The 25,478-nt window shown below is 67.0% G+C and carries 19 protein-coding genes; 9 read left to right on the top strand and 10 right to left on the bottom strand.

Annotated features, from left to right (window positions below):
* Positions 1-31: 31 nt before the first annotated feature.
* A complete protein-coding gene (locus VI078_00940) occupies positions 32-1,807 on the bottom strand; it encodes a tetratricopeptide repeat protein (protein ID HEY5997855.1) in 1,776 nt (591 codons plus the stop codon).
* A 200-nt stretch (positions 1,808-2,007) separates the two neighbouring features.
* Here VI078_00940 and VI078_00945 point away from each other — a divergent pair, with 200 nt between their 5' ends.
* The 3 genes from VI078_00945 to gltA all read left to right on the top strand — a co-directional run bounded on the left by VI078_00945 (position 2,008) and on the right by gltA (position 4,895).
* Complete coding sequence (locus VI078_00945) at positions 2,008-2,472, top strand: ferritin family protein (protein ID HEY5997856.1); 465 nt, start codon at positions 2,008-2,010, stop codon at positions 2,470-2,472.
* A gap of 36 nt (positions 2,473-2,508) precedes the next feature.
* Entirely contained in the window at positions 2,509-3,366 is an 858-nt protein-coding gene (locus VI078_00950; GenBank protein ID HEY5997857.1) for a sulfide/dihydroorotate dehydrogenase-like FAD/NAD-binding protein, read from the top strand.
* A 104-nt stretch (positions 3,367-3,470) separates the two neighbouring features.
* The gene (gltA, locus tag VI078_00955; GenBank protein ID HEY5997858.1) at positions 3,471-4,895 is read left to right on the top strand and encodes an NADPH-dependent glutamate synthase; all 1,425 of its coding nucleotides are present in this window, start codon (positions 3,471-3,473) and stop codon (positions 4,893-4,895) included.
* 96 nt (positions 4,896-4,991) lie between these two features.
* Here the strand turns inward: gltA and VI078_00960 are convergent, their stop codons facing one another.
* From VI078_00960 to VI078_00985, 6 genes are all read right to left on the bottom strand, one after another.
* On the bottom strand, positions 4,992-5,366 hold the full coding sequence (locus tag VI078_00960; GenBank protein HEY5997859.1) for a cytoplasmic protein: 375 nt from the start codon (positions 5,364-5,366) through the stop codon (positions 4,992-4,994).
* Between the two features lie 433 nt (positions 5,367-5,799).
* Entirely contained in the window at positions 5,800-7,716 is a 1,917-nt protein-coding gene (locus tag VI078_00965; protein HEY5997860.1) for a sigma 54-interacting transcriptional regulator, read from the bottom strand.
* Positions 7,717-7,730: 14 nt separating this feature from the next.
* A complete protein-coding gene (locus VI078_00970; protein HEY5997861.1) occupies positions 7,731-8,108 on the bottom strand; it encodes a response regulator in 378 nt (125 codons plus the stop codon).
* Positions 8,109-8,120: 12 nt separating this feature from the next.
* Positions 8,121-9,683 (bottom strand): ATP-binding protein, encoded by a 1,563-nt coding sequence (locus tag VI078_00975; GenBank protein ID HEY5997862.1) that lies wholly within the window; start codon positions 9,681-9,683, stop codon positions 8,121-8,123.
* Between the two features lie 43 nt (positions 9,684-9,726).
* Positions 9,727-10,593, bottom strand: a complete 867-nt coding sequence (locus tag VI078_00980) for an ABC transporter substrate-binding protein (protein ID HEY5997863.1) — start codon at positions 10,591-10,593, stop codon at positions 9,727-9,729.
* Between the two features lie 424 nt (positions 10,594-11,017).
* Entirely contained in the window at positions 11,018-11,665 is a 648-nt protein-coding gene (locus tag VI078_00985) for a TetR/AcrR family transcriptional regulator (GenBank protein ID HEY5997864.1), read from the bottom strand.
* 156 nt (positions 11,666-11,821) lie between these two features.
* Here VI078_00985 and VI078_00990 point away from each other — a divergent pair, with 156 nt between their 5' ends.
* From VI078_00990 to VI078_01005, 4 genes are all read left to right on the top strand, one after another.
* The gene (locus tag VI078_00990; protein ID HEY5997865.1) at positions 11,822-12,625 is read left to right on the top strand and encodes an ABC transporter ATP-binding protein; all 804 of its coding nucleotides are present in this window, start codon (positions 11,822-11,824) and stop codon (positions 12,623-12,625) included.
* An 8-nt stretch (positions 12,626-12,633) separates the two neighbouring features.
* The gene (locus tag VI078_00995) at positions 12,634-14,754 is read left to right on the top strand and encodes an ABC transporter permease (GenBank protein ID HEY5997866.1); all 2,121 of its coding nucleotides are present in this window, start codon (positions 12,634-12,636) and stop codon (positions 14,752-14,754) included.
* A gap of 29 nt (positions 14,755-14,783) precedes the next feature.
* Complete coding sequence (locus VI078_01000) at positions 14,784-15,218, top strand: hypothetical protein (protein HEY5997867.1); 435 nt, start codon at positions 14,784-14,786, stop codon at positions 15,216-15,218.
* 248 nt (positions 15,219-15,466) lie between these two features.
* Complete coding sequence (locus VI078_01005; GenBank protein ID HEY5997868.1) at positions 15,467-16,036, top strand: TetR/AcrR family transcriptional regulator; 570 nt, start codon at positions 15,467-15,469, stop codon at positions 16,034-16,036.
* A gap of 170 nt (positions 16,037-16,206) precedes the next feature.
* Here VI078_01005 and VI078_01010 read toward each other — a convergent pair whose 3' ends face one another.
* Entirely contained in the window at positions 16,207-18,174 is a 1,968-nt protein-coding gene (locus VI078_01010; protein ID HEY5997869.1) for a right-handed parallel beta-helix repeat-containing protein, read from the bottom strand.
* 371 nt (positions 18,175-18,545) lie between these two features.
* On the opposite strand from VI078_01010, the gene VI078_01015 reads away from it, so the two are divergent.
* On the top strand, positions 18,546-19,373 hold the full coding sequence (locus VI078_01015; GenBank protein ID HEY5997870.1) for a hypothetical protein: 828 nt from the start codon (positions 18,546-18,548) through the stop codon (positions 19,371-19,373).
* 25 nt (positions 19,374-19,398) lie between these two features.
* The gene (locus tag VI078_01020) at positions 19,399-20,964 is read left to right on the top strand and encodes a radical SAM protein (GenBank protein ID HEY5997871.1); all 1,566 of its coding nucleotides are present in this window, start codon (positions 19,399-19,401) and stop codon (positions 20,962-20,964) included.
* 6 nt (positions 20,965-20,970) lie between these two features.
* On the opposite strand, the gene VI078_01025 is transcribed toward VI078_01020, so the two are convergent.
* Entirely contained in the window at positions 20,971-24,555 is a 3,585-nt protein-coding gene (locus VI078_01025) for a PAS domain S-box protein (GenBank protein HEY5997872.1), read from the bottom strand.
* A 529-nt stretch (positions 24,556-25,084) separates the two neighbouring features.
* A partial coding sequence (locus tag VI078_01030) for an NAD(P)H-dependent oxidoreductase (GenBank protein ID HEY5997873.1) occupies positions 25,085-25,478 on the bottom strand: 394 nt, incomplete at its 5' end.

Below are 25,478 nucleotides of genomic sequence, written 5' to 3' on the forward strand. Positions count from 1 at the left end.
GGCGCGGCCGCCCGCGGGCGGGACGCCGCCATCAGCGTCGCCCCGGCGGCGACGCCGTGCCGAGCGGCTGTCCCTGGCGCGCCTGCTGGAGCAGGTAGGTGGCGAACGGGTCGCCGGGCCTCAGCCGCAGCGCCTCGGCGAGCTCGCGGACCCCTTCCTCCCGCCGTCCCTGGCCGATGAGCGCGAGGCCGAGGTCGCGGTGCGCCTCGGCGGTGTCGGGGCGCAGCCCGATCGCCTCGCGGAGCTGGCGCTCGGCGTCCGCAAAGCGCCCGGTGCTCAGCAGGATGGCCGCGGCGCGGCGCCGGGCCTCGGCATTGCCGGGGGCGATCTCGATCTCCGCCGCGTACCGGGCGAGCGCCTCCTCGGGACGGCCGAGCCTGGTGAGGTTGATGCCGAGGCGCAGGTTCACGTCGCGCATGCGCGGGCTGATGCGCAGCGCCGCCAGGAACGACTCGTCGGCCGCCGCCAGGTCGCCCCGCTTCGTCAGCGCGTGACCGAGGTTCACGAGGGCCGTGACGTTGCCGGGCTCGACCCGCAGGGCCTGGCGGAAGAGCGTCACGGTGTCGTGCCAGTGCCGGGCCTGGGCGGCGGCCAGGCCGCCGAGCAGCACGAGGACGGCGAGGACGACCGCCGTCGCCGCCGGTCGCGCCCGCGCGGGGATCTCGGCCAGGGTCCAGGCGGCGGCAACGGCCACGCCGATGAGGGGGATGTACGTGTAGCGGTCGGCGAACGCCTGGTTGCCGACCTGGACGATGCCGATCATCGGGACGAACGTGCCGAGGTACCACAGCCAGCCCGTGAGCAGTGCCGGCCGGCGGCGCCAGAGCCAGAGAGCCGCGCCGGTCAGCGCCGCCAGCGCGGCGGCGGCCGCCACGGTCCGGTCGGCGGCCGGGTGGTGCGACGCGAACGGGTAGTACGGCGAGAGGTCCGCCGGCAGGATCGCCTTCCCGAGGTACCGCAGGTACGAGAGCGTGGCGTTGGCGAGCCGGACCGACAGGGTGTTCACCGCTGCGGTGCTGATGGCGCCGCCGGCCTGCTGCGCCCGCAGGGTGACCGTCGCGGCGCCCGCCGCGAGCGCGAGCAGCGGCGCCTTCTCGAGCAGCAGCCGCCGCGGGGCGGTCGCCCCCGGGGCGCTCACCGCCCCCGGCCGCCACCGCCCCAGAGGCCAGAAATCGAGCAGCAGCAGGACGGCCGGCAGCGTCACGGCGACGGGCTTGGTCATCAACCCGAGCGCGAGCGCAGCGGCGACGACGGCGTAGCGCAGCGGCCCCGGCCGGCGGGCGTACGCGAGGTACGCGGCCAGGGTCAGCATCCAGAGCAGGCCCCCGAGCACGTCCTTGCGCTCGGCCACCCAGGCCACCGACTCGACACGCAGCGGGTGCAGCGCGAACAGGCCGGCGACCAGCGCGCTGCGCCAGAGGGCGCCCGTGGCGGCCCGCAGCAGCGCGAACAGCGCCACGGCGCCGGCGGCGTGCAGCAGCACGCTGGTCAGGTGGTGCCCGGCCGGCGCGAGGCCGAAGAGCTGCACATCCAGCATGTGCGAGAGCCACGTCAGCGGGAACCAGTTGAGGTGCTCGGTCGAGCGAAGCGCCCAGAGGAACCCCTGCCAGGTCAGGCCCTGCCGGACGACGGGGTTCTCGGTCACGTAGACCTGGTCGTCGTAGTCGACGAACCCGTTGGAGAGCGCGGGGAGGAAGGCGAGGAACGTCACCGCCGCAAGGGCGGCGCCGGCGAGCCAGGCGCCCCGCCCCGAACCGTGACCGGGCCGGACGGGGGCCGCCGCGAGGGCCGTGGGTGGGCTGTCCATGGCGCGCATTGTGGCACGCCGGCCGGGGAGAAGCCAACGGCGTCCGGGGCGCGCGCGGGCGGGACGTCGCGGCTTTTTACGATCGTGGATGCGTGCGAATTCCTTGACAAACCTTGACGCTACTGGTAGGAAATCCCGTCGCCAATTGTCGCGCGGCGCAGTCCGCGCGTAACGGCCCGACCCGTGGCAAAGGAGCGCACATGCAAGAGCTGAGCTTCGCGGAGATCATGAGCTACGCCAAGATCGCGGAGGACAACGCGATCGCGTTCTACCAGGGCGCGGCGGCCAAGGCCGCCCGGCCGGAGGTCAAGAAATTCCTCGGGGAGCTGGCGAAGATGGAGCAGGGGCACAAGCGCCACCTCGAGGACCTGCTCAAGAAGGTCGAGAAGAGCGGGAAGGTCCCGCGGCTGCGCCGGGCGATCCACACGCTCGGCTACGCGGAGTACATCAAGCCGGCGGCGATCGACGCGGACGCCAGCTACAGGGACGTCCTCGAGGCCGCGATGGTCAAGGAGCGCGAGGCGGTGATGACCTACGAGTCGCTCGCCCGGCTCGTCGACGATGCGGAGGCGAAGCAGGTCTTCGAGCTGCTGCACCGCGAGGAGCAGAAGCATCTCCAGGGCTTCGAGGCCGAGTACGACGACCTGACCAACCAGAACTGGTGAGCGCGGTCCGGCGCGAGAGAAGGGGGACGACAAGCGATGTTTGAGATCCTGGAGAAGAAAGTCTGGCTGCCCGAGGAGCCGCGGATCGTCGAGTTCCTCGTGAAAGCCCCCGAGATCGCCCGCGCCCACCGCGCGGGTCAGTTCGTGATCGTGATCCCCGTCGAGGGCGGCGAGCGCATCCCGCTCACCATCGCCGACTCGGACGCGAAGGCCGGCACGATCAGCCTCGTGTTCCAGGAGGTCGGCGCCTCGACGATGCTGCTCGGGCGCCTCGAGAAGGGGCAGACGATCCCGCACGTGGCCGGCCCGCTGGGCAAGCCGACGCACATCGAGAAGTTCGACGGCGCCGTGGTCTGCGTCGGCGGCGGCATCGGTGTCGCGCCGATCCACCCGATCGCCAAGGCGATGAAGGCCGCCGGCAACCACGTGATCTCGATCCTCGGCGCGCGCTCGAAGAACCTCATGATCTACGAGGAGCGGATGAAGACCGCCTCGCACGAGGTCAAGATCACGACCGACGACGGCAGCTACGGCGCGAAGGGCTTCGTCACCGACGCGCTCAAGGGACTGATCGACGGCGGCACGAAGGTCGGCTGCGCGGTGGTCATCGGCCCGCCGATCATGATGAAGTTCACCTGCAAGGTCACCGAGCCCTACAAGATCCCGACGTTCGCCAGCCTGAACACGATCATGGTCGACGGCACCGGGATGTGCGGGGCCTGCCGCGTCACGGTCGGCGGCAAGACCAAGTTCGTCTGCGTGGACGGCCCGGAGTTCGACGGGCACGCGGTGGACTTCGACGAGATGATGGCGCGCCAGCGGCAGTACCTCCCCGAGGAGAAGCTGGCGAAGGACCGCTGCGCCAGCGGCCGCGGCACCTGCCAGACCGTCTAGGCCGGGAACCCTCTGCGAGAAGGACGAGAGAGACGATGACTGAAGAGAAGAAGGACCAGCCCGCAGCCCCCAAGGCCCCGCGGCCCAAGATCCCGCGCCAGGCGATGCCGGAGCAGAACGCGAAGGTGCGCGCGAAGAACTTCCAGCAGGTGACCACCGGCTACACCGAGGAGATGGCCCAGCTCGAGGCGCAGCGCTGCCTGCAATGCAAGAAGCCGACCTGCACCATCGGCTGTCCGGTGAGCGTGCCGATCCCGGAGTTCATCAAGGCGATCACCGAGAAGGACTACGCCAAGGCGGTCGCGGCGATCAAGCGGACGAACCTGCTGCCCGCGGTCTGCGGCCGCGTCTGCCCGCAGGAGATGCAGTGCGAGAGCAAGTGCGTCGTCGGCAAGAAGAACGAGCCGGTGGCAATCGGGCGCCTCGAGCGCTTCGTCGCGGACTGGGAGGCTTCGCAGGGTGCCGCCCCGGTGCCGCCCACACCGAAGAAGACCGGCAAGAAGGTCGCCGTCGTCGGCACCGGCCCCGGCGGGCTGATCTGCGCCGGGTATCTCATCCAGAAGGGCCACGACGTGACGATGTTCGAGGCGCTGCACAAGGCCGGCGGCGTGCTCGTCTACGGCATCCCGGAGTTCCGTCTGCCCAAGGCGATCGTGCAGCGCGAGGTGGACTACCTGATCAAGCTCGGCTGCCAGCTCAAGACCGACTTCGTGGTGGGCAAGACGCGCACGATCGGCCAGCTCATGGACGAGGACAAGTTCGACGCGGTCTACATCGGCGTCGGCGCGGGCCTGCCGTGGTTCATGGACGTCCCCGGCGAGAACCTCAACGGCGTGTACAGCGCCAACGAGTACCTGACGCGCAACAACCTGATGAAGGCCTTCGAGTTCCCGAACGCCGACACGCCGATCAAGCGGCACAAGAACGTCGCGGTCGTCGGCGGCGGCAACGTGGCGATGGACTCGGTGCGCACGGCGCTGCGCCTCGGCGCGGACAACGCCTACATCGTCTACCGCCGCGGCATGGAGGAGCTGCCCGCGCGCAAGGAGGAGATCGAGCACGCGCAGCACGAGGGCGTGCAGTTCAAGATCCTCACCGCGCCGGTGAAGGTCATCGGCAACAAGGACGGCTGGGTCGAGGGCCTGGAGTGCGTCGAGATGGAACTCGGCGAGCCGGATGCGTCTGGCCGCCGCCGCCCCATCGAGAAGAAGGGCAGCAACTTCGTGATGAAGATCGACGCGGTGATCCCGGCGATCGGCACGGGGGCCAACCCGCTGCTGGCGATGACGACGCCCGACATGCAGTTCAACAAGAGGGGCTACATCGTCACCGAGAACCCGCAGACCGGCCGCACGACCAAGAAGGGCGTCTTTGCCGGCGGCGACATCGTCACCGGGGCGGCGACGGTCATCTCGGCGGCCGGCGCGGGCCGCCAGGCCGGCATGGCGATCGACAAGTACCTCAGCGATGGCGAGTGGTGGGACCCGAACGCGCCGCCGCCTCCGGCTGCAGTGCCCGCGGCGAAGTAGCGTCCCGTCCTGATTCGCACGAGCCCTCCTCCCGGGAGACCGGGAGGAGGGCTCTTCTCACTTTCCGCTGTGCCGAACCGCTCGGCAGGCTTGACCCTACTTCTTGAGCTCGATGACGATGACGTGGAAGTCGGCTGGGCCGATGTTCTCGATGGAGTGCGTGACCGGTCCGCTGTACACCGCGTCTCCGAGCTTGCGCTCCTTCTCGACCACCTTTCCGTCCGGCGTGGTGACCTTGATCCTGGTGGTGCCCAGGCCGACCGTGACAAAGTCCGGATGGAAGTGCATCGGCTCCATCTCGCCGGGCTTGTCCAGGACGTCGAGGACGCGCACCCGATCGTTGTCCACCAGAACCTTCACGTTCTTCGGGGCCACGGCAGCCACGTCTTGTGCTGTTGCCGGCCCCGCACCACCGGTCAATCCGAGAGAGACCACCAGGGCGCCCAACGAGACATACACGGACTTCTTCATGCTGTTCTCCTCTTCGTTGTTTCCTCGTCCACCCAGTGCCGCCCGCATCTGCAGAAGGCGCGGAAGAGTTCTTCTCGAACGTTCAGTCTTCGCAGACCTCCTTTCGCGACGCTTCCCCGTCACTGACGAAGCACGCTCAACCCCAGGATGCACAGTCCACCGACCAGCATGAGCATCCCGGCAAGAACGACGACGAAGCCAATTGCGTCGTGAGTCCTCTTGCTCATCCCGCATCTTCGACGGAGCATCATGGTGTCCCCCTGCCGGGGGTCTATTTCAAGAACGGTGCCAGAAGGAAGTCCTGAGGAAATGGGAGTTCTTTCAAGGTGTTAGGCCCGCGCTGCGGGCGAAGGGCATCTCGGGGCACGCTCGGAAGAAGTAAACGACGTTCACGCCCTGCAGCCGGCGTTTGCAGCCGGGAAGGAAGAGGCTCTTAGGAGTGAGCGTGCTCCGACGCCGCAGCGATCTTGAATCTCCGGATCTTCTTGTCGAGCCCCTGTCTCGTGATGCCCAGCAATTTCGAAGCCTGCACCTTGTTTCCCCGGGTCCTGCGCAGCGCTTCCTTGATGCTCGCGATCTCAAGCTCTTCGATGCGCTCGGCGAGGGACAGGCGCTCCGTGCCCTCGACCAGCGCCAGCGCTGTGGCGGTGCGCCCGTTCCGCAGCTCCTCGGAACAGTACTTCAGGGAGATCCGCTGCCCTTCCGGCGCCAGGGCCACCATGTGCTCGACTTCGTGGAGGAGCTGCCTGACGTTGCCGGGCCAGCGGTGGTCCTCGAAGAGGGCGAGCAGCTCGGGAGACGGATCCGCCAACTTCTTGTTGAAACGTCTGCTGACCTTGCTCATGAAGAACAGCGTGAGCGGCACGATGTCTTCCCGTCGCTCTCGGAGCGGCGGGACGGGGATCTCCACGGAAAAGATGCGATAGAAGAGGTCCTCACGAAACCTGCCGGCCGCAACCTCCTGGCGCAGGTCCTTGTTTGAGGCGCTGATGATCCGCAGGTCGTAGCGCATGGGCTTCGCGCTGCCCAGCCTGCTCCCTTCGCCTTCCTGGATGATGCGCAGAAACTTGGGCTGGATGGCGGGGGACATGTCCGCGATCTCGTCCAGAAAGAGTGTGCCGCCGTCGGCCTCTTCGAAATAGCCGCCGCGGCTGGCCGCCGCCCCGGTGAATGCGCCCTTTTCGTAGCCGAAGAACTCGCTCTCCATCAGATGCTCGGGGATGGAGGCGCAGTTGACCGCCACGAAGGGTTTGCTCGCCCGGTCGCTGCCGAGATGGATCATGCGGGCGATCACCTCCTTGCCGGTGCCGCTCTCGCCGCGGATATGCACGTTCACCGGGTTGCGGCTCACGGTGCGCATCAGGTGGAGGACCTGCCGCATGCTCCGGCTTTCCGCGATGAGCTGGACCTCCTCCCTGAGGTTGCGGGACTCCAGCGCCGCACTCAGGTCCCTGAGCCGCTTCTTCTCGAGACAGGTCCGGATCCTCGCCTCGAGCAGCACCTGGTTGAAGGGCTTGACCAGGTAATCTTCCGCGCCGATCCGGATGCATTGCACGACGCTGTCCATGTCGTCGAGCGCGGACACGACGATGACCGGAATGTCCCCGTAGCGGTCACTGTCGGCCAGCTGCTGCAACACCTGGTAACCGCTCATGTCCGGCATCATGATGTCGAGCAGGACCAGGTCGAAGCTGCCGCCCCGCAGGATTTCGAGCCCCTGCTTTCCGCTTCCGGCGGTGGTAACGCTGTGCCCCTGTCGCTCCAGCAGCCGCCGCATGAGATCGCGGCTGATTTCCGTGTCATCAACGACGAGCAGGTTCCCCCGGGTGGCGGCGGTGAATGCCGGCTTCATGGTGTCCAGGGAGGGGATGTCGTGAATGACACCCCGGACCAGGGCTTCGGCCTCGGAGGGTGCCGCCACCGCGTTCGCCAACCCCGGCCCGCCGGAGATGAAGCCGACGAGCTCGTCGACACAGGAGAGGAACTGCCGTCCGGCGCCGCGGATCTTCTCCAAGTCTGGGACCAGGGCATCGGCCCCGCCCGCTGCCGCGTCCTCGATCAGTATTTCAGTGTAGCCGATGATCGCATTCAGCGGTGTGCGCAGCTCATGACGGAGACTGGCGCCGAAAGCCTCCCTTTCGTGCTCCGTCGTGGCCGTCACGAAGGGCGTTTCCTTGAGGCGGCCGTCAACCAGTGCGGACAGCCTCACGCCCAGGGCATGAATTCGAGACAGGTCCTCTATCAGACCGACCCATCCCTGTGCCTGCGCATCCTCCAGCAGCAGTTCGCTGTACTCGATAATTGCGTCCACGGGCGTGCGCATTCGATCGCGCAGGCCGGCAAGAAACACCCGGCGAGATCGTGTCATGGTCTCTCGCGCCCTCGCAGCAGCGCCTGCATCTTGCCGAGCAGCCGCTCAAACTCGACCGGCTTGGAATCGTAATCGTCGCAGCCTGCCTCAAGCGCCTTGTCACGGTCTCCGGTCATCACGTGCGCGGTCAGCGCGATGACGGGTATGGACGCCGTCTGCGGCAGCCCCTTGATCCGCCGGGTGGCCTCCCACCCGTCGACCACGGGAAGGCTCATGTCCATCAGGATCAGGTCCGGACGCTCCGCGACCGCAACCTTCACGCCCTCCTCGCCGTCCAGGGCGATCAGGACCTCATAGCCCTTGCGCTGGAGCCTGCGGGAGAGCATGTCCCGATTCATCTCGTTGTCCTCCACCAGCAGAATTCTGAGCATGGCTCTCCCGGGTCAGGCAGATCGTGCGCGTCTTCCCGTGTCGGCTGGCAGCAGGGCTTCTCCTGGTCGAGCCGCTGCGGAACACGGAAGCGTCACGGTGAACGTCGTTCCCTGGCCAGGCGCGCTTGCGACCCGGATCTCCCCGCCCATCACGCTGCAGAACTGCCGGGTAATCGCGAGGCCGAGCCCGGTGCCGCCGTATCTTCTCGTCTGCGCATCGGCCTGCCAGAACGGCTGAAAGAGCAGTCCCATCTGCTCGGGGGTCATGCCGATGCCCGTGTCGCGCACGGTCAGGGAAAGCCGCGCGCCGCCCCCGGGCTCCTGCCGGGTCGCGTCCAGGGTTATCGTCCCCTGCTCCGTGAACTTGCAGGCGTTGCTCAGCAGGTTGAACAGGATCTGGCGGACCTTCGTGACGTCCGCGTACATCGAGCCGAGATCGTCAGGACGGTTGATCGCAAGCACGTTCGCGTTCTTGGCGATCAGGGGCTGGACCATGTCCACCACTTCCTCGATCAGGCCGGCGACGTCAAAAGACTCCGGCGAGAGCTCGATCATGCCGGCCTCGATCTTGGAAAGGTCGAGGATGTCGTTGATCAGCACCAGGAGGTGCTTGCCCGAGGCACGGATCTTCTGGAGGTCCGGGATCAGGTCCTTCTGATTCCGGTCCTCGGCCTCCTCCGTCAGCATCTCGCTGTAGCCGATGATGGCATTCAGCGGCGTACGCAGCTCATGGCTCATGCTCGCCAGAAAATCGGACTTGTGGCGGCTCGCGGTCTCGATCTGCTGATAGAGGCTCTTGAGCTCGTTGCTCATGCGGTTCAGGTTGTCCGCCAGGGTGCCGAGCTCGTCGCGGTTCGGCACGTCGACGCGCTTTGAGAAATCCCCGGAGGCGATCTGCTTGAGACGCGAGTCCATGAGCGTGATCGGCTGGACCAGGGATGTCGAGACCGCATAGCCCAGCAGTATCGCCAGCCCGATGCTCCCCACGGCGAAGCCGATGACCACCCAGCGCGAGGTCAGGTAGGCCCGATGGCTCTCGTCCACGCGGGCCTCCATGTCGGCTTCGGCCCGGTTCACCATTTCATTCGTCAGCCGCTCCAGACTGTCCGCCAGCGGGGGGGTCTGGCTGCGCAAGGCCTCCGCCCGGGCGAAATCGCGCCGCCGGGTCAGCTCCAGGACCTGGACGATCAACTGGTTGAGCCGTTCATGCTCCGCGTTGATCTTCCCGAACAGCTCCACTTCGTTCTTGGTCACGAACTGGAGCCGCTCGAGGTCGTACCGGTACTCGTTCAATTGGCGGAGGGCGTTCTCGAGCTCCCGCTCCTGCGGCGAGAGCAGCGCGGACGTGGCTATGTAGAGCTGGGCGATGGTGTCGCGCTGCAGCTGGCGGAACGCCGCGACCTTCCTGCGGAGCCGGCTGAGGTCCTCGGATCGCCGGTTCATGCCGCTCAGGACCTGCATGACGACGAGGCCGAAGACAATCAGCAGCGCCGCAATGGCGAAGAAGGCGCCGACGAGCTTGGTGTGGACCGTGAACGGGGCCTTGGATACGAGCCGGGGAAGCCAGTTCTTCATCTCCTCCCCCTGCCTCTCATGGTGCGCAAGGCATATTCGCCTCCTACCAGGCGGTTATCCGGAATTCCTTCTTCAGTCCGTTGATGAAGCGCCAGTCGGTGTGCTGGTTGATGAACTCCTGGGGCGCCGTGGCGAGCAACCCGGTCTCCCGCATGCGCAGAGCGTAGAAGCGGATCGTGTCTTCGGGGTTGTACTCCCGCCATCGGCTGTACGGGATGGCCTTGAGGGCCCGGAGGATCGACTCATATTCCGCTTCGGGCCTGAACTTCTTCGCAATGATGGTCCTGGCCGCAAGGACTGGATCGCGACCGACGATGTCGATGGCCTTGAGGATGGCGCGAAGGGCCCGCCGGGTGGCGACAGGGTTCTTCTCGATGAAGTAGCTCTGCCCGGACACCACGCAGCAGAAATACTGGGACCACGGCTTGTCGACGTTGGTGTCGATCAGGAGATGACCGATCCCCTGCTCGATGAGCTCGTACGACCAGGGCGGAAAAGTGATGAAGGCATCGATCTTCCCCTCGCGGAAGAGGCGCATTGCTTCATCCTTGTTGACCCAGGCGTACTGGATGTCCGTGCGCGGGTCGAGACCCACGTAGGCCACGATCGTGGAGAAAAAGATGTGCGGGCCGCTGTTGACAAAGGGCCCCACCCAGACGGTCTTCCCCTTGAGGTCGAGAACCGAACGGATCCGCTCGCTGCCGACGAGCGCGTAGCACCCCACGTGCAGGCCTGACAGGATCTTGAGCGGAGGCCGCTGCTCCTCGAGACTGAACATCATCACCGCGGAGAAGCTCGGGCTCAGGTCGATGGCGCCTTCCCTGGCGAGTTTCGCCGTATCCTCCTGCGACTGTCCGACCACGTACTGCACGTCGGTGAAGCCTTCTTCGCGCAGGAGCGGTTCGGCCACGTACATGGGCGCCCAGCAGGCCGGGTCGGCTCTGCGGATCCGCAGTCTCGTCGTCTCGGGCGGCGGTTCCTTTGCCGCGGCCGCCGGCGCCGATCGCAAGCCGAGCCCGGCTGCCGCACCCGCCAGCGCCAGCGCTCCCAGGAACGTGCGCCTGCTCCGATCCTTTATCCCGTGCCTATCCACGGGGCACCTTGCTCTCGCAGCGCCGAGTACGGTTCATCGAATGTGCGGGGCAGGATCGGGCGCAGATTGATGAGAGGCAGCCGAGAAGCCGGCTGAACTCATGGAAACTCATCTCCGCGCATGATAGTCGGGATTCTCTGGGCAAGGTGCCCGGTTGTCAAGCCACTCGCCGGCGGGAAAGGCGTGTTGTCCGGTTCCTACGCCACGGCCGCCACAGGGCGCGAGAACCTGGCCCGTTATCTCAATGCGTCCTTGCGGCTGACCCGCCGGTGTGCCGGGACAGGCCCCGACCGTCCCCGTCGAGCGCGGCGACAAGGCCGGGCGCCGTCAGCAGCCGGAAGTACTCCGCCAAGTGCTCGGCGGGAAATGGGACATTGGCGTCCAGCCACCAGGTCAGCAGCGACAGGAGCGAGCTGACATACCACCGTACGGTGACGTCGATCGGCACCTGCGGCCTGCGCTTGCCCCGCAGGGACGCCGCAAAGGGCTCGCGGAGCAGATCGAAAAGATAACGGTGCAGATACTTGAGGATCATCTGACCGCTCTCCTTGCCGACCATCGCCTTGTAGAGACTGAGATGCGCTTTCTCCCCGGCGTGGCGGAAGAACGCCAGAACGAAGTCGAAACCTACGTCCGGCCCTTCCCGGACCGCCGCCTGCAGTGATTGCTGCTGCTCGAGCATCGAGCGCAGGTGATCAAAGCTGCCGAGGAGCAGGTCGTCCTTGTCCCGATAGTGGGAGTAGAACGTGGACCTGCCGACGTCGGCGCGGTCGAGAATGTCCTGCACCGTGATCTTCTCGTAGCCCTTCTCGACGATCAGAGACACCAGGGCTTCGCGCATCATCCTGCGCGTCCGCCCGATGCGGCGGTCCTCCTTCTTCGTCTTCATGAGGCCTCCGGTTTCCGAACGGGGAGTCCCGATCTGTTCGATTCCGAACGTTCGGGGTGCCTTTGATTCTTGATTGGCCGCTCGCCGCTCCCTATGTTCATATCGAACATGGTGTTCATATACAGACAACCTATTCACGAGAAGGGAGGCTGTCAAGTGAACGGTCAGGCCGGAGTGCCGAGGCAGCAGCTCATCGAACTGCGCGGGATCGGCAAGGAGTTCCCGACGGCGGGGGGTACCGTGCAGGTTCTCAGAGACGTGGACCTCAGCGTGGAGCGGGGGGAGTATGTCGCGATCGTCGGGAAGTCGGGGAGCGGGAAATCGACTCTGCTCAACATGATCACTGGCATCGATCACCCGAGTCAGGGAACGGTCACCATCGATTCGGTGGCGGTGCACACCCTGAGCGAAAGCCGTCTGGCGAGGTGGCGGGGGGAGAACATCGGCATCGTCTTTCAGTTCTTCCAACTCATCCCCACGCTCACCATCCTGGAGAACCTGCTCCTGGCCATGGATTTCGTCAGCAAGGTGCCGAAGCCTGATCGTCGGGCGCGGGCGAAGGCCCTGCTCGCGCAGGTCGGCCTCGCCGGTCACGCCGGGAAACTGCCGACGGCCCTCTCCGGCGGGGAACAGCAGCGAGCAGCCCTCGCGCGAGCCCTGGCCAACGATCCGCCGGTCCTGATCGCGGACGAACCCACCGGCAACCTGGACAGCCGAACTGCGCTGGCCGTTCAATCCCTGTTCCGGGAGTTGGTCCAAGGCGGGAAGACGGTCATTGTCGTCACGCACGACCTGAACACCGATGCCGGCTACGAGCGAACGATTTCACTGGCGGACGGCGCCGTCGTCGGCGACACCAGAGCCACCCAGGTCTCGCAGGAACGGCGTCCGCCCGAGCCTCCCGTGCTTCTCCGGATCGCCGCCGCTGCTTCATCTGCCTTTGACGGCGTCTTGTCATGAGCATCAGGATGCGGAAGGCGCTCAGCGATCTGCGCGCCACTCCGGGGCGCACGGCACTCATCACCCTCGCGCTCGCGATCGGCCTGTGGGGCGTGGGGTCGATGCTGGTCTCCTACACGATTCTGACCCGCGACTTGAGGGAGAACCACATCCGGACCAGCCCCCCGCACGCGGTGCTCACGTCCAAGGATTTTGGCCGCCTCGATCTCGTCGCCTTCCGTTCCAGGCCGGAGATTGAGAGCGCCGAGTTCCGCGACCTCTCCTTGCAGCGGATCGAGGTGCATCCGGAGGTCTGGGTGCCGCTGTATCTCTTCGGCGTCGATGACTTCGACGCAGTGCGTCTCGCGCGTCAGTTTCCGCTGGAGGGTCGGGCGTCCCCGCCGCCGGGCACGATGGTCATCGAACGCAACGGCCGGCTGATCTCCGCTCTGGGCGTCGGGTCGCGGGCCAGGGTTCGCAGCGGCTCCAGGGTCCTCGAGCTACCGATCAGCGGCATCGTCTTCGATCCGGGCCAGTCGCCGGCAACGCAGGACCACAGGATCTACGGGTACGTCGACAAGGCGACCTATGCGGCCATGACCGGAGAGATCGCCGGGCAGCGGTTGCTGCTCCGCTTCAGGAACCCGTCCACAAACCGGGAGGTCCGGATCGCCACGGAGCGCGTCCTCGACGGATTGAAGGCCTCGGGCATCGCCGTTGGCACGCACGAGAACCCCCCGCTGAACGAGCACCCCCATCAGTGGCAGCTGAACACGCTGCTCTTCCTGCAGGGCAGCATTTGCCTTCTGGCGTTCCTTCTCGCCGCCGTCCTCGTCTCCCAGGTGATGGCGGCCATCCTCGCCAGGCAGGTCCGCCAGATCGGCATCTTCAAGGCTCTCGGTGCCTCGCGGCTCGGGATCTTCACGATCTACGGCTCGATGATCGCGGTTCTCGCCGTCGTCGCCGGCATGCTGGCGATCCCCGCGGCGCTGGCAACGGGCTTCGCCTTCGCCCGCTTCGTCGCAACGAAGCTCAATTTCGACATCCTGACGACCAGCCTGCCGCTGCGCGTCCACATCCAGCTTGCCGCCGCAGCCCTGCTGCTGCCGTTTCTTCTGTCGCTCACCGCACTGTTCAAGGGGATCGGGGTCCCGGTTCGTGATGCACTGAGCGACTACGGCGTCCGGCAGGATGCCTGCGGCAAGGGCTCGCCCGGCTCCACCGGCAGGTTTCTCTCGAGCAGTCTGCTCCTGGCACTGCGGAACAGCCTGCGGCGCAAGAAGCGTCTGGCGATCACGGTGCTTGGCACGGCGCTCGGCGTGGCCATTTTCAGCACGGGCTTCAACGTCCGGCAGTCGCTCGCTCTGCTGCTGGCGGATGTGAGAAATGGAGCGAGGTGCGACGTGCAGGTCGTGCTTCGGGACCAGGTAGCCAAGGAGCGCGCTCTGGCGCCTTTTCGCTCGCTGGAGAACGTGGCCCGGATCGAGACCGGGAGCTGCGGCCGAGGCGAAATGCAGAGCAAGGAGTTCGTGATGAACCAGGGGGCGCGGGAGATCTCCGGCTTTCCCGCGGCAGGCGAGGTGAACAGCCTGATGTTCGTGGCGAGGGACAAGAGCTATGAGGGGGTGATCGCCCTGAAGAAGGAGATCGAAGAGGCGATCGGACCCAGCGACCTGAATGTTCTCTCCGTGATGTCTCAGGCCGAGCGCACCACGATCATCTCCGACCATCTGGACGTCATCCTGACGACGATCTTGATCACGTCATTCATGGTCCTCGCTGTGAGCGCGATGGGAATGGCCTCGGCCACCGGCATCACCATCATGGAGCGGACGCGCGAAATCGGCGTGCTCAGGGCGATCGGGGCGACGCCGGAGAGGATCTTCAGGCTTTTCGCCGCCGAGGGCATGATCACCAGCGTGGCGGGCATCGCCCTGGGACTCCTCGGGTCGTGGCCGCTGAGCATCGTCGCAGCCTCCTTCTTCGGTAATCTGGTGCTCGGCAAGGGTGCCACGCTGCAAGCCGCCTTCAGCGTGAGCGGATTCGGCATCACCCTGGTCACGACCCTGATCTTCGGCTTCCTGGCCAGCCGGATCCCGGCACAACGGGCGGTTTCGGTATCGACGAGAGAGGCACTGGCCTATGAATAGATGGCCCGTCTTGCTGAAAGGAGATCTCCATGAAGAAGCTCTTGATCACCTCATACTGGATCGGTATTGTCGCCGATGCCTTGGCGACCCTGCTTCTGTTCTCGCCTGCCGTAAGCGGCCAGGTCCTGCGGCCGCTGCCCTATGAGATCACGCCGATGTATCTCTATGTCTCGCGCGTCACCGGCGCCCTGATGCTTGGCTGGACGGTCCTGCTCTTCTGGGGACAGCGCAGGCCGGTCGAGCGCGCGGATCTGCTGCTCATCACGCTCGCTCCCGTGACCGTGATGGCCGGCGCCGCCGTCGCGGTCGCCCGGTCCGGGCAGATCCCGCTGTCGAGTCTGGTGCCGATGTTCGTCCTTTACGCTGTCCTCTATGGCACCTTCCTGCCCTCGTACTTCTGGGCGAGGAAACGCCGCAGCGGGGCAGGGGCGGGTGAGAAACCCTTGACACGCGTTGACCTATAAGTATCATACAGACCGGTCGGTATGTTATGAAGAGGGGCTATCGACATGAAGTTCACGGCCCGCGCGCTTGCCAGCCATCTGGACGGGCGGGATGGGGCAGAAGAACTGGCCGGTCTGCTCTGCGATGATCTGTCCTTCGCACGAGAACAAACATGAACCGTACACAGGCCACTGACGAGCGATCGCGCAAACGCGCCGGGGGGCCAAGCGCCGTGAGACGAAGCGGTTCCGATACGCGACGGGAGATCGTGGAGAACGCGTTGCAGCTCTTCTCGGTCAAGGGCTACCATCACACGTCCATCAATGACCTGCTGGACGCCACCGGGCTCACGAAGGGGGGACTCTACGGCCACTTCGGGGGCAAGGAGGAGATCTGGACGGCGGCATATGCGCGAGCGGTCGAGATCTGGGGCGGCATCGTGTTTCGCGGCGTCAAGGATATAGAAGACCCGCTCCTGCGGATTCAGCGGGTGGTAGAGCAGGATCTGAGGAACTACGTCGGCGGCCGGGTATTCGAAGGTGGCTGCCTCTTTCTGAATCTCCTCGTCGAGCTCTCCGGCCAATCTCCGGCTCTCGCCGCGCAAATCCTGCGCGGCTTCGACGGTTTCTCGGAGCTCCTTGCCCGCTGGCTTGCTGAGGCCCAGGAGAAACGACTTCTGGTTCCCGACGTGAATCCGCGGGAGATCGCCGATTTTCTGGTGACGTCCCTGAACGGGGCCGCCGCGCTGTACTCCGCCCGGCAGGACCCGGAAACGCTCGAACGAGCGATTCGACAACTCCGCTGCTATCTGAGCGTGTGGCGGACTGAAGGAGCGTAGAGACGTGAAGGCGTGCCGCCCCGCCGCCGCCCGGCGTCACGCGGATTCCCACGGGCCGCCGTCGCAGCCGGGAGGAATCTTCTTCCCCCCCCGGCCAGCAGCGATGCGCTCCGGCGCGAGCTGAAGCACCCCGCTGTCGGGCTCCGCCGAGACGATGTCGGGGCTGCGGCCTAGCGGACCAGCAGCTCCACCCCGTCGAACCAGGCGCTCCCCTTCTGCCTCGTGAAGTGCAGCAGGACCTGCGCCTTCGTGAACGACTTCGGCATCCTGAAGGCGCGCGAGATCGCGGTCCAGCCGTGGGTGGTCCTGGCGAACGTCGCCCACCAGGACCGGACGCTGCCGTCCTCGAAGGTGACCTTGAGCTCCATGCCGATCGTCCCGCCGGACGCCGACACGCCCGCCGTGCGGTTCCACCCGCGGAGGACGAGGTACTTTCCGGCCGCACCCGAAACCGCCCGGGCCTGAACGAGCATCTTGTCGACGAGCGCGTTCCCCGCGAAGCGGAAGGCGGAGAGCCCGTCGTGGACGACGTCCGTCACCCGCTGGTCGTTGAGGCCGAGGCCGACGCCGGTCCAGCCCGTCGGCAGCTTGTTCCCGCCCTCGAGGTAGCCGTTCGGCAGCCAGCCGACCTCGTCGGCGCCGATGTCCACCGCACCCCGCTGCGGGCGGGCGTCACCCTCGAAGTCGGTCGCCGGCGCGCCGGCCGTCTCCCCGGTGTTCACGCACGGGGAGGTCGACTGGAGGCGGTAGTCGCCGCCGGCCGTCGGCGCCGAGGCCGCTGCGAGCGGCAGGAGGAACCTCGGGAACGCGGCGATGTTGCCCGTCCCCGCGCCGCCCCAGCCGCCCTCGACGTCGCAGCGGGTGAGGGTGACGGGCGGGTCGATGGCGCCGACGACGCTGATCTGCGGGTCGGCGAACGCCGTGTTCCCCCAGACGACGGAGCTGGTCAACGGGAGCGGCGCCGATTCGATCATCACGCCGCCGCCCGAGGCAGTCGCGTTGTTGCCCGCGACGGTGCAGTTGGTGAGCGCGGAGCCCGGTGCGGCGCCGGTCACGGAAACCCCGCCGCCCACGCCGGCGGTGTTGCCCGAGAAGATGCTGTTGATGAAGCGGGGGGAGCTGTCGCCCTCGCAGCGGACGCCGCCGCCGTACACCGCGGCGAGGTTCCCGCGCACGAGCGTCGCCGACAGGTTGCCGGTCGAGCCTCCCGAGAAGTCCAGGCCCCCGCCGGAGCCCCCGGCGGCGTTCTTCTCGACGACGCACCCCTGGAGGCTGACCGTCGCCACGGAGGAGAACAGGCCGCCGCCGTCGATCGTGGAGCGGTTGTTGTCGATCGTGCACCGGCTGAAGCTGAAGATCCCGGAGTCGACCTCGACCCCCCCGCCCAGGTTCCCGGCGAAGTTCCCGGAGAAGCGGGACCCGGCGACCGTGACGGCGCCGCCGCTCATGTACGCCCCGCCGCCGTGCTGCGAGACGGCCCGGTTGCCCACGATCGAGCTGTCGATCACGCTGCACGACGTGGCAGCGAGGTAGGTCCCGCCGCCGTAGGAGTCAGCGAGGTTGTCGCTGATCGTGCACCGGGTGAGCGACGGGCTCCCCCCCGCGACGAACACGCCGCCCCCGGCGTAGCCGGTGTGGTTGCGCATGATCACGCAGTCGACGACGGCGGAGTTCGAGTTCGAGAGATGGATGCCGCCGCCGGGGCCGCCGGCGGAGTTGTCGAGGACCCAGCACTCCCGGATCGTGGGAGAGGAGACATTGACGGCGATGCCGCCGCCGACGATGGGGGTGTCGCCTCCGGTGATCGTGAAGCCCTGAAGAACGGCCGCCGGGGTCTGGCCGCCCTCGACCGTCACGACGCTCCCGAGCTTGGCCGAGCCGTCGATGACGGTCCGCCCCGGCCCGTTCTCGGAGCGCAGGACGACGTCGAACGCGGGGAAGGTGATGTGCTCGAAGTAGGCGCCGTCGCCGACCACGATCTCGTCGCTAGCGGCGGAGGCGTCGATGGCGGCCTGGATGCTCCCGTAGGCGCAGCCGACCGGGCAGACCGCGAGCGTCGCGCCGCGCGCGGGGGCGGGGATGGACAGGACGGCGAGAAGCAAGGTGAGCGGCAGGCGGTACCCGAGTCCCTGGAGCATCAGAGTCCTCCTTCAGCGGGGTCCGTCCGCCCGCGGGTGCGATCCTACCACCTGACGCTGCTCCCGTATCGCACGCAGGTGGTGAGTCATCCGATGGTAGGCGTTCACTCCATCGACCGATCGCAGGGCGGACCTATGTTGAAGACGGGGAGTTCGCTTGCCTGAAATCGGAAAGGAGAGACACCATGAGTTCGACCGATCTGATCATCCTGATTGTCGTGTTGGTGATTCTGTTCGGCGGGGGCGGCGGCTATTATTGGAGTCGCAGAGGGTAGAGAGCGGCTTCTCCTGCGCCTGCGCTGAGGAGACACCCCGGGAACTATCGCCGCTCGCGCGGTCCGGAACGGAGGAAAGGGAAGGGTGAGTCAGCCATGAAGAGAACGATGGCGATCGTCAGTGCGGCAATTCTGCTGGTCATCAGCGCGAATCCGCCCGTACACGCGGCCCCTGCGGAGAACATCGCCGAGCGGCTGGACAATCAACAACGGCGCATCGATCAGGGGATCGCGTCGGGGGCGCTGACGCGAAGCGAGGCCGACGTCCTGAGCGACAACCTGTACTGGGTCAAGTCGAGCTACGCGCGAATGAAGTCCGACGCCAGGCTCAGCCCGGAAGAGATCAGAAGACTCAACGAGATGCTGGACCGCAACAGCGCCATGATCTCCGACAGGAAGAGCAACCCGGCAACGAGGGTCTACCAGGCCGACATCCCGGAGAGGGTCGCGAACCAGCAATGGCGCATCGACCAGGGGATCGCGTCGCGGGCGCTGACGCGGGACGAGGCCGCCGTCCTGAACGACAACCTCTCCTGGGTGAAGTCGACCTACGCGCGGATGCAGTCGGACGGCAGGCTCAGCGCGGCAGAGACCAGGAAACTCGACGAGATGCTGGACCGCACCAGCGCCATGATCTTCGACAGGAAGCACAACCCGGTGACGAGGGTCTACCCGGCCGACATCCCGGAGAGGATCGCGAACCAGCAGTGGCGCATCGACCAGGGGATCGCATCGGGGGCGCTGACGCGGGGCGAGGCCGACGTCCTGAACGACAATCTGTACTGGATCAAGTCGACCTACGCGCGGATGCAGTCGGACGGCAGGCTCAACCCGGAAGAGATCAGAAAGCTCAACGATATGCTGGACCGCACCAGCGCCATGATCTTCGACAAGAAGCACAATTCACCCGGGAGAGTCTACTGACCGTGGGCCAAGAGGGAGAGGCGTCGTGACCGTCGGCGGGGATGCGGAGGCGCTGCAGACCGCTGGAGCGGACATCCTGCTCGTCGTCCCGCCCGTGGCCAAGGCGTGCGAGCCGCCGGCCGGCGTGGCCCGGCTGGCGGCGGCGCTGCAGGGGCGCGGCCTCCGCTGTCGCCTGCTGGACGCCAACCTGGAGGGGCTGCTCTGGCTGCTGGAGCAGCCGCCGCCCGCCCGCGACACCTGGACGCGTCGGGCGGTCAGGGCCCGCGCGGGGCACCTCGTCGTGCTGCGCGACCCGGAAACCTATCGGGCGCCGGACCGCTACCGCCGGGCTGTCAGCGACCTCGGCCGCATCCTCGCCGTCTCTTCACGCCGCAGCGGCGCCGTCGTGGGTCTCGGCGACTATCGCCACGACGAGCTTTCGCCGGTGCGCAGCGCCGACCTGATCGCTGCGGCCGGGAACCCGCACGACAACCCCTTCCACCCCTATTTCAGCCGACGGCTCACCGAACTGCTCGACGGCGTCGGCGTGGTGGGCTTCTCGCTCAGCTTCCAGAGCCAGGCGCTCTGCACCTTTGCGATGATCGGCCACGTCAGGAGCGAGCACCCGACGGCGAGGATCGTCCTCGGCGGAGGGCTGGTGACCTCCTGGATGCGTCGGCCCGGTTGGCGCAACCCCTTCGGCGGCCTGGTGGACGACCTGATCGCGGGGCCGGGGGAGGGTCCCCTGGCGGCCCTGCTCGGCAGTGAGGCGGCACCGGAGCTTCACGTCACTCCCGACTACACCGGCCTGCCGCTGCCGGACTATCTCTCCCCCGGGCCGATCCTCCCCTACAGCGCAGCCGACGGCTGCTGGTGGGGCCGCTGCGCCTTCTGCCCGGAGCGCGCGGAGGGCGGCGGCTATCGGCCGATTCCCCCCGACCGGGTCCTGGCCGACCTGCGGCTGCTGGCCGAGCGCACGGGACCGTCCCTGATTCATCTTCTGGACAACGCCATCACCCCGGCGCTGCTGCGCGCGCTGGCCGGGAAGCCGCCCGGCGTGCCCTGGTACGGCTTTGCGCGGATCGACGAGACGCTGGCCGATCCCGGGTTCTGCCGGGAGCTGAAACGCGCCGGGTGCGTGATGCTCAAGCTGGGGCTGGAATCAGGCGATCAGGGGGTCCTGGACCGGACGGGGAAGGGGATAGATCTCGGCACGGCCTCCCGGGTGCTCGCCAGCCTCAAGCAGGCGGAGATCGGCGTCTACTGCTATCTGCTGTTCGGGACCCCCGCGGAGACGGTGCTCGAGGCCAGGCGGACGCTGGAGTTCGTCGTCCGGCACCGCGATGCAATCGGCTTCCTCAATCTGGCAGTCTTCACGATGCCGCACGGCGCGGACGACGCAGGCGAATACGCGACGGCGCCGTTCTCCGAGGGAGACCTCTCGCTCTCGACCGACTTCCGGCACCCCCGCGGCTGGGACCGCAGGCAGGTGCGGCTGTTCCTGGAGGGCGAATTCAAGCGCCACCCGGCGGTGGCGGCGATCATCAGGAACGATCCGCCGCAGTTCACTTCAAACCACGCCCCGTTCCTGGTGGCACGAAGTCCTGCTTGAACGACGTCAGCGGCGCCCGGCAAGGTCCTGCAGGACGCTGCGCAGCTCCCTGAGGTTGTAGGGCTTCTTGAGGAAGCCGCAGAAGCCGAATTCCCGGTGCTCGGAGACGGCCGCATCGTCGGAGTATCCGCTCGACATGATCGCCTTCACCCTGGGGTCGATCTCCCGCAGTCGCCGCACCGTCGCGACGCCGCCCATCCCGCCGCGAACGGTCAGGTCGAGAATCGCCGCGTCGAAGGGGCGGCCGGCCGCCATCGCGGCGCTCCATTCTTCCAGCGCCGCCTCGCCATGAGCCGCCGCCTCCGCCTTGTGGCCGAGGGCCCTCAGCAGATCGAGGGCGAGGTTCCTCACGATGTCGTCGTCGTCCATGACGAGAACCTTGAGCGTCGACGTGGCCGCGGCATGCTCCACAACGGGAACGGGTGGCGCAGCCACCGGCACGTGCAGTGCGGGGAGGTAGAGGATGAACTCCGTCCCCCCCCCGACCTCCGAGGAGACGCGGATCTCCCCCCCGTGGTTCCTGATGATGGAATAGGAGGTCGCCAGCCCGAGCCCGCTGCCCCGCTCCTTCGTCGTGAAGTAGGGATCGAAGATCTTGCCGAGGTGTTGTGCGGGAATGCCGAGGCCGGTGTCCCTGATGGAAACGAGCACGTGGTCGCGACGCTCGATCCCGGCGAGCGTCGCGGCCTCCGTCGCGGGCACGTTGCGCGCAGCGATCATCACGCGCCCGCCGAAGGGCATGGCCTGGTCGGCGTTGAGCACGATGTTCTGGATCACCTGGCCGAGTTGCCCGGCGTCGCCGGCCACCTGCCACAGGCCGGGATCGATGCGAAGCTGGAATTCGGACCGCGATCCGCTGAGGGCGAACTTGGCCGCGTTCTCGATCACCGGGAGCAGCGAGAGGGGTTCCTTCACCGGCTTGCCGCCCTTGGAGAAGGTCAGCAGCTGCGTCGTCAGGTTCACCGACTGGTGCAACGCCCGCTCCGCCTGCTCGAGCATGGCGAGCGACCGGTCCTTCTGGTCGAGGGTGAGCTTGGCCATGGAGATATAGCCGAAGATCCCCTGCAGGAGATTGTTGAAGTCGTGGGCGATGCCGCCGGCGAGCGTGCCGATCGACTCGAGCTTCTGCGTCTTGAGCCGCTCCTCCTCGAGCAGGTGCTTCTCGGTGATGTTGTTGATCGTCTCGATGACCGAGGTCACGGCGCCGGAGGCGTCCTTGATCGGGAACCCCTTGGTTTCCACGAACAGGACATGCCCGTCGAGGTCCGTGTGCTTGTGGAGGGCGCCGTGGGGCTGCCCGCTCTCGAAGACGCGGCGCACCGCGCAGTCCTCTCCCGCCTCGTAGCAGGGGCGGTCGAGTCCATGCGACACCTCGTAGCAGCGCATGCCGACGACCTCACCGGCGGACCGGGCCGCTTGCGCGCAATAGGCCTTGTTGGCCGTGACGATGCGGTAGTCCCGGTCGATGACGACGAACCCCTCGTCGACGGTGTCGAGCGTGCTCCGCAAGAACTCCTCGCTCTCGCGGACCTTCTCCACCGCCCCCGTCCGCTCGCGCTCGATCCGGTAGGCGCCGATGATGTTCGCGCAGACCGTGGCGAACGGATTGAGATGGTGGACGAAGGCCTCGTCGTAGCCTCCCGGCCGGTTCGCGACACCGGCCATGCCCACGAGACGCCCCTCGAGCACGAAGGGAATCCCGAGAAAGGAGCGCAACTCCGGGTGCCCCGGCGGCAGCCCGCTGCGCCGGGAATCGTGGCCAAGGTCGTTGGCGACCACCGTCTTCGCGGTCTTCATGACTTCGCCGAAGAGCGTGTCGAGGTTGTGGAACTCGAAACCGGTCTGCTCGTGCTCGGCGTAGAAGGCGCGGGTCTCGTTGCTCCAGGCGATGTTCGACAGGAAGTGGGTCTTCAGGTAGGGCCGCCCCGCCACGTCGGTGAGCACCTCGCCGATGAAGCCGTACTCGCTGTCCGTGAGGGAGAGCAGGTCGCCGAGCAACCTCCCGAAGACCGCCGCGGCCGGCCGCTCCCGGATGAAGTCGAGCTGGGTGGAGGCGACGAGTTCGAGAAGTCTGCGGTCCTGCTCGAGTCGATTCTCACGCTCCTTCCGCAGCGTGATGTCCTGAGCCGTTCCCCGCAACACGACCATTTCTCCGGCTTCGTCCGGGACGAGCTCCGCCTGCGCGTGCAGGATCCGTGTCGTGCCCTCGGGAAGCATGAAGCGGTAGTCGACGGCAAACGGCGCCCCCTCCTTGAGGGTCCGTTCGATGGCGGCCGAGAGCGCCGGCTGGTCGTCCGGGTGCACCCTGTTGAAGAAGGCGCCGAAGTCGGCGGGGTCGACGTGCGGATCGAGACCGCAGAGGCGGAAGAGCTGGTCGGACCAGATCACCTGACCGGTCTTGAGGTTGTGCTCCCAGCTCCCGACGTTCGCGATCCGTTGGGATTCAGCCAACTGTCTTTCCCGCTTCTTGAGGAGGGCCTCGGAGCGGATGCGCTCCGTCACGTCCTCCACCATCTCGATGGCCGCCGCGACCGAACCGTCCGCCGCTCGCAGCGGTGTCGCGATGATCTGGTAGTGGCGAACGCCCTCCGCCGAAGGTGTGTCCGTGACCGCGGCGTGGACCTGGCCGTCCCCCAGCGTGCGGACCGTGGGGCAGTACGCGCAGACCGCGTCGCGCGGCGGGACGTTGAAGGAGCGGTAGCAGAGGCGGTGCCGCCCCGCCTCAACGTCCGGAAACCACCGCTGCATCTGCGGATTGAGCGACAGGATTTCCATGTTCGGACCGATGAGCGCGATGCCGATCCCGATGTTGTCGAAGATCGAGCGGAAGAGCTCCTCGGACTCGCGGACCCGCCGCTCCGCGGCGAAACGGTCCGTGACGTCCTGGGCCGTGCCGGCGAAGCGCAGGGGCCGACCACCGGCGTCGCGCTCGATCATGCCGAGACCTTCGAGCACCCACTCCCGGCCATTCTCATTGATGATTCGCGGCCTGATGTGGTACGGGGCCCCCCGCTCCAGAGCGTCCTGGCTCGCCTTGAGAACGGCGGGACGGTCCTCGGGGTGGATGCGGCCGAGGAAATATTCGAAGGTCGGGGTGAAGGTCGCAGGGTCCTTGTCGAACCGCCGATACGTCTCCTCGGACCACTCGAGGGTGCCGTTCGCGATGTCCGTGCTCCAGCCGCCGATCATGGCGACCCGCTGGGACTCGCGGAGCAACCGTTCGCTCTTCGCCAGCAGCTCCTCGGCACCCTTGCGCTCGGTGATGTCCTCGAAGATGCCGAGGAGGGCCGTAACCGCGCCCGTGGCGTCGCGGATGGCCGCCGACGCGCCGAGGAGCTCCACGGTCGAGCCGTCCTTGCGCTGCCGGCGCAGCTCTCGGGCGTGGTAGGTGGCGCCCGTCTCGACCTGATCCCGGAGCCTGAGGTACTCCTCCCGTTTCTCCTCGGGGATGATCGGGAGCCCCCGGCCGAGCACCTCCTCCTCCCGCCAGCCGAAGATCTTCTGGGCGGCGGCGTTCCAGATGAGGACCGCGCCTTCCAGGTCGGTGCAGATGATGGCCAGGGGAGAGGCGCTCACGAGAGCCTGCAGCATCTGGTTGGTCTTCGCGAGTTGCTCCTCGACCCCCGTGCGCTCGGTGAAACGGGCCTGTGCCCCCTTGAGGGTTGCCCGGCTTTTCCCGCGGGCTGCCTTCCCGGCCGCCCGGGTCGCAGAGTTCTTGGCCGCGCGCGCCGGTTCGACGCGCTCGCCCCTCCCTCCCGTCTTCTTCCCCTTCCCCATAGCCCTCGACGGCCTCTCGGACCGGCACCATTCCCGCACCCGGCGCTAATATTCATACCGATAAGGATTGTCCAAGGCAAGAAGGAGCTTATCGAAAGACGGAGGAGATCGGGCGGAAAGGGCGGAGACCTCTTCTCTGTCATTATCGGTATAACATCTTGTAATTTCTAGCAATTCTGCTGTTAATGGCGGTGTAAACCAAGTTCCGGGAATCTTCGACGTCATCGAGCGGATGCCCCCGGGCGGCCGGAGCGTCCGCCGAGTGGGGGTCGGCAGATTCCCCCGGGACCCGCGTCCTGGGTGACCTGCGGATGCCGGCCAAGCGCACCCACGCTCCGTTCCGCTACAGCGTCCCGCGCGCGGGCAGCTCCTCGGTCGGCTCCCCGCTGACGTAGCGGCAGAGGCGGTCGGCGTGCTCGCGCGCCCGCGCCTCGACCTCCTCGCGCGTGTTGTAGACGTCGGGAATGAAGATCATCCCGTGCGAGACGATCGGCCGGCGGTAGCGCATGCCGGTCAGGTTGCACATCTGCCGCAGCGGGCTGAGCAGCTCGCCGATGGTGAAGTTGTTGTAGCCGCCTTCGCAGTAGGCCTCGGCCGGGCCGCCGATGGTCGTCGAGACCAGGAAGTCCTTGCCGCGCAGCTTGTCGCCCGTCGAGCCGTAGGCGAAGCCGTAGGTGAGCACCCGGTCCATCCACTCCTTGAGGATCCCCGGGACGCCGTACCAGTAGAACGGGAAC

The sequence above is a fragment of the bacterium genome, assembly GCA_036524115.1.
GTDB lineage: Bacteria > JAUVQV01 > JAUVQV01 > JAUVQV01 > DATDCY01 > DATDCY01.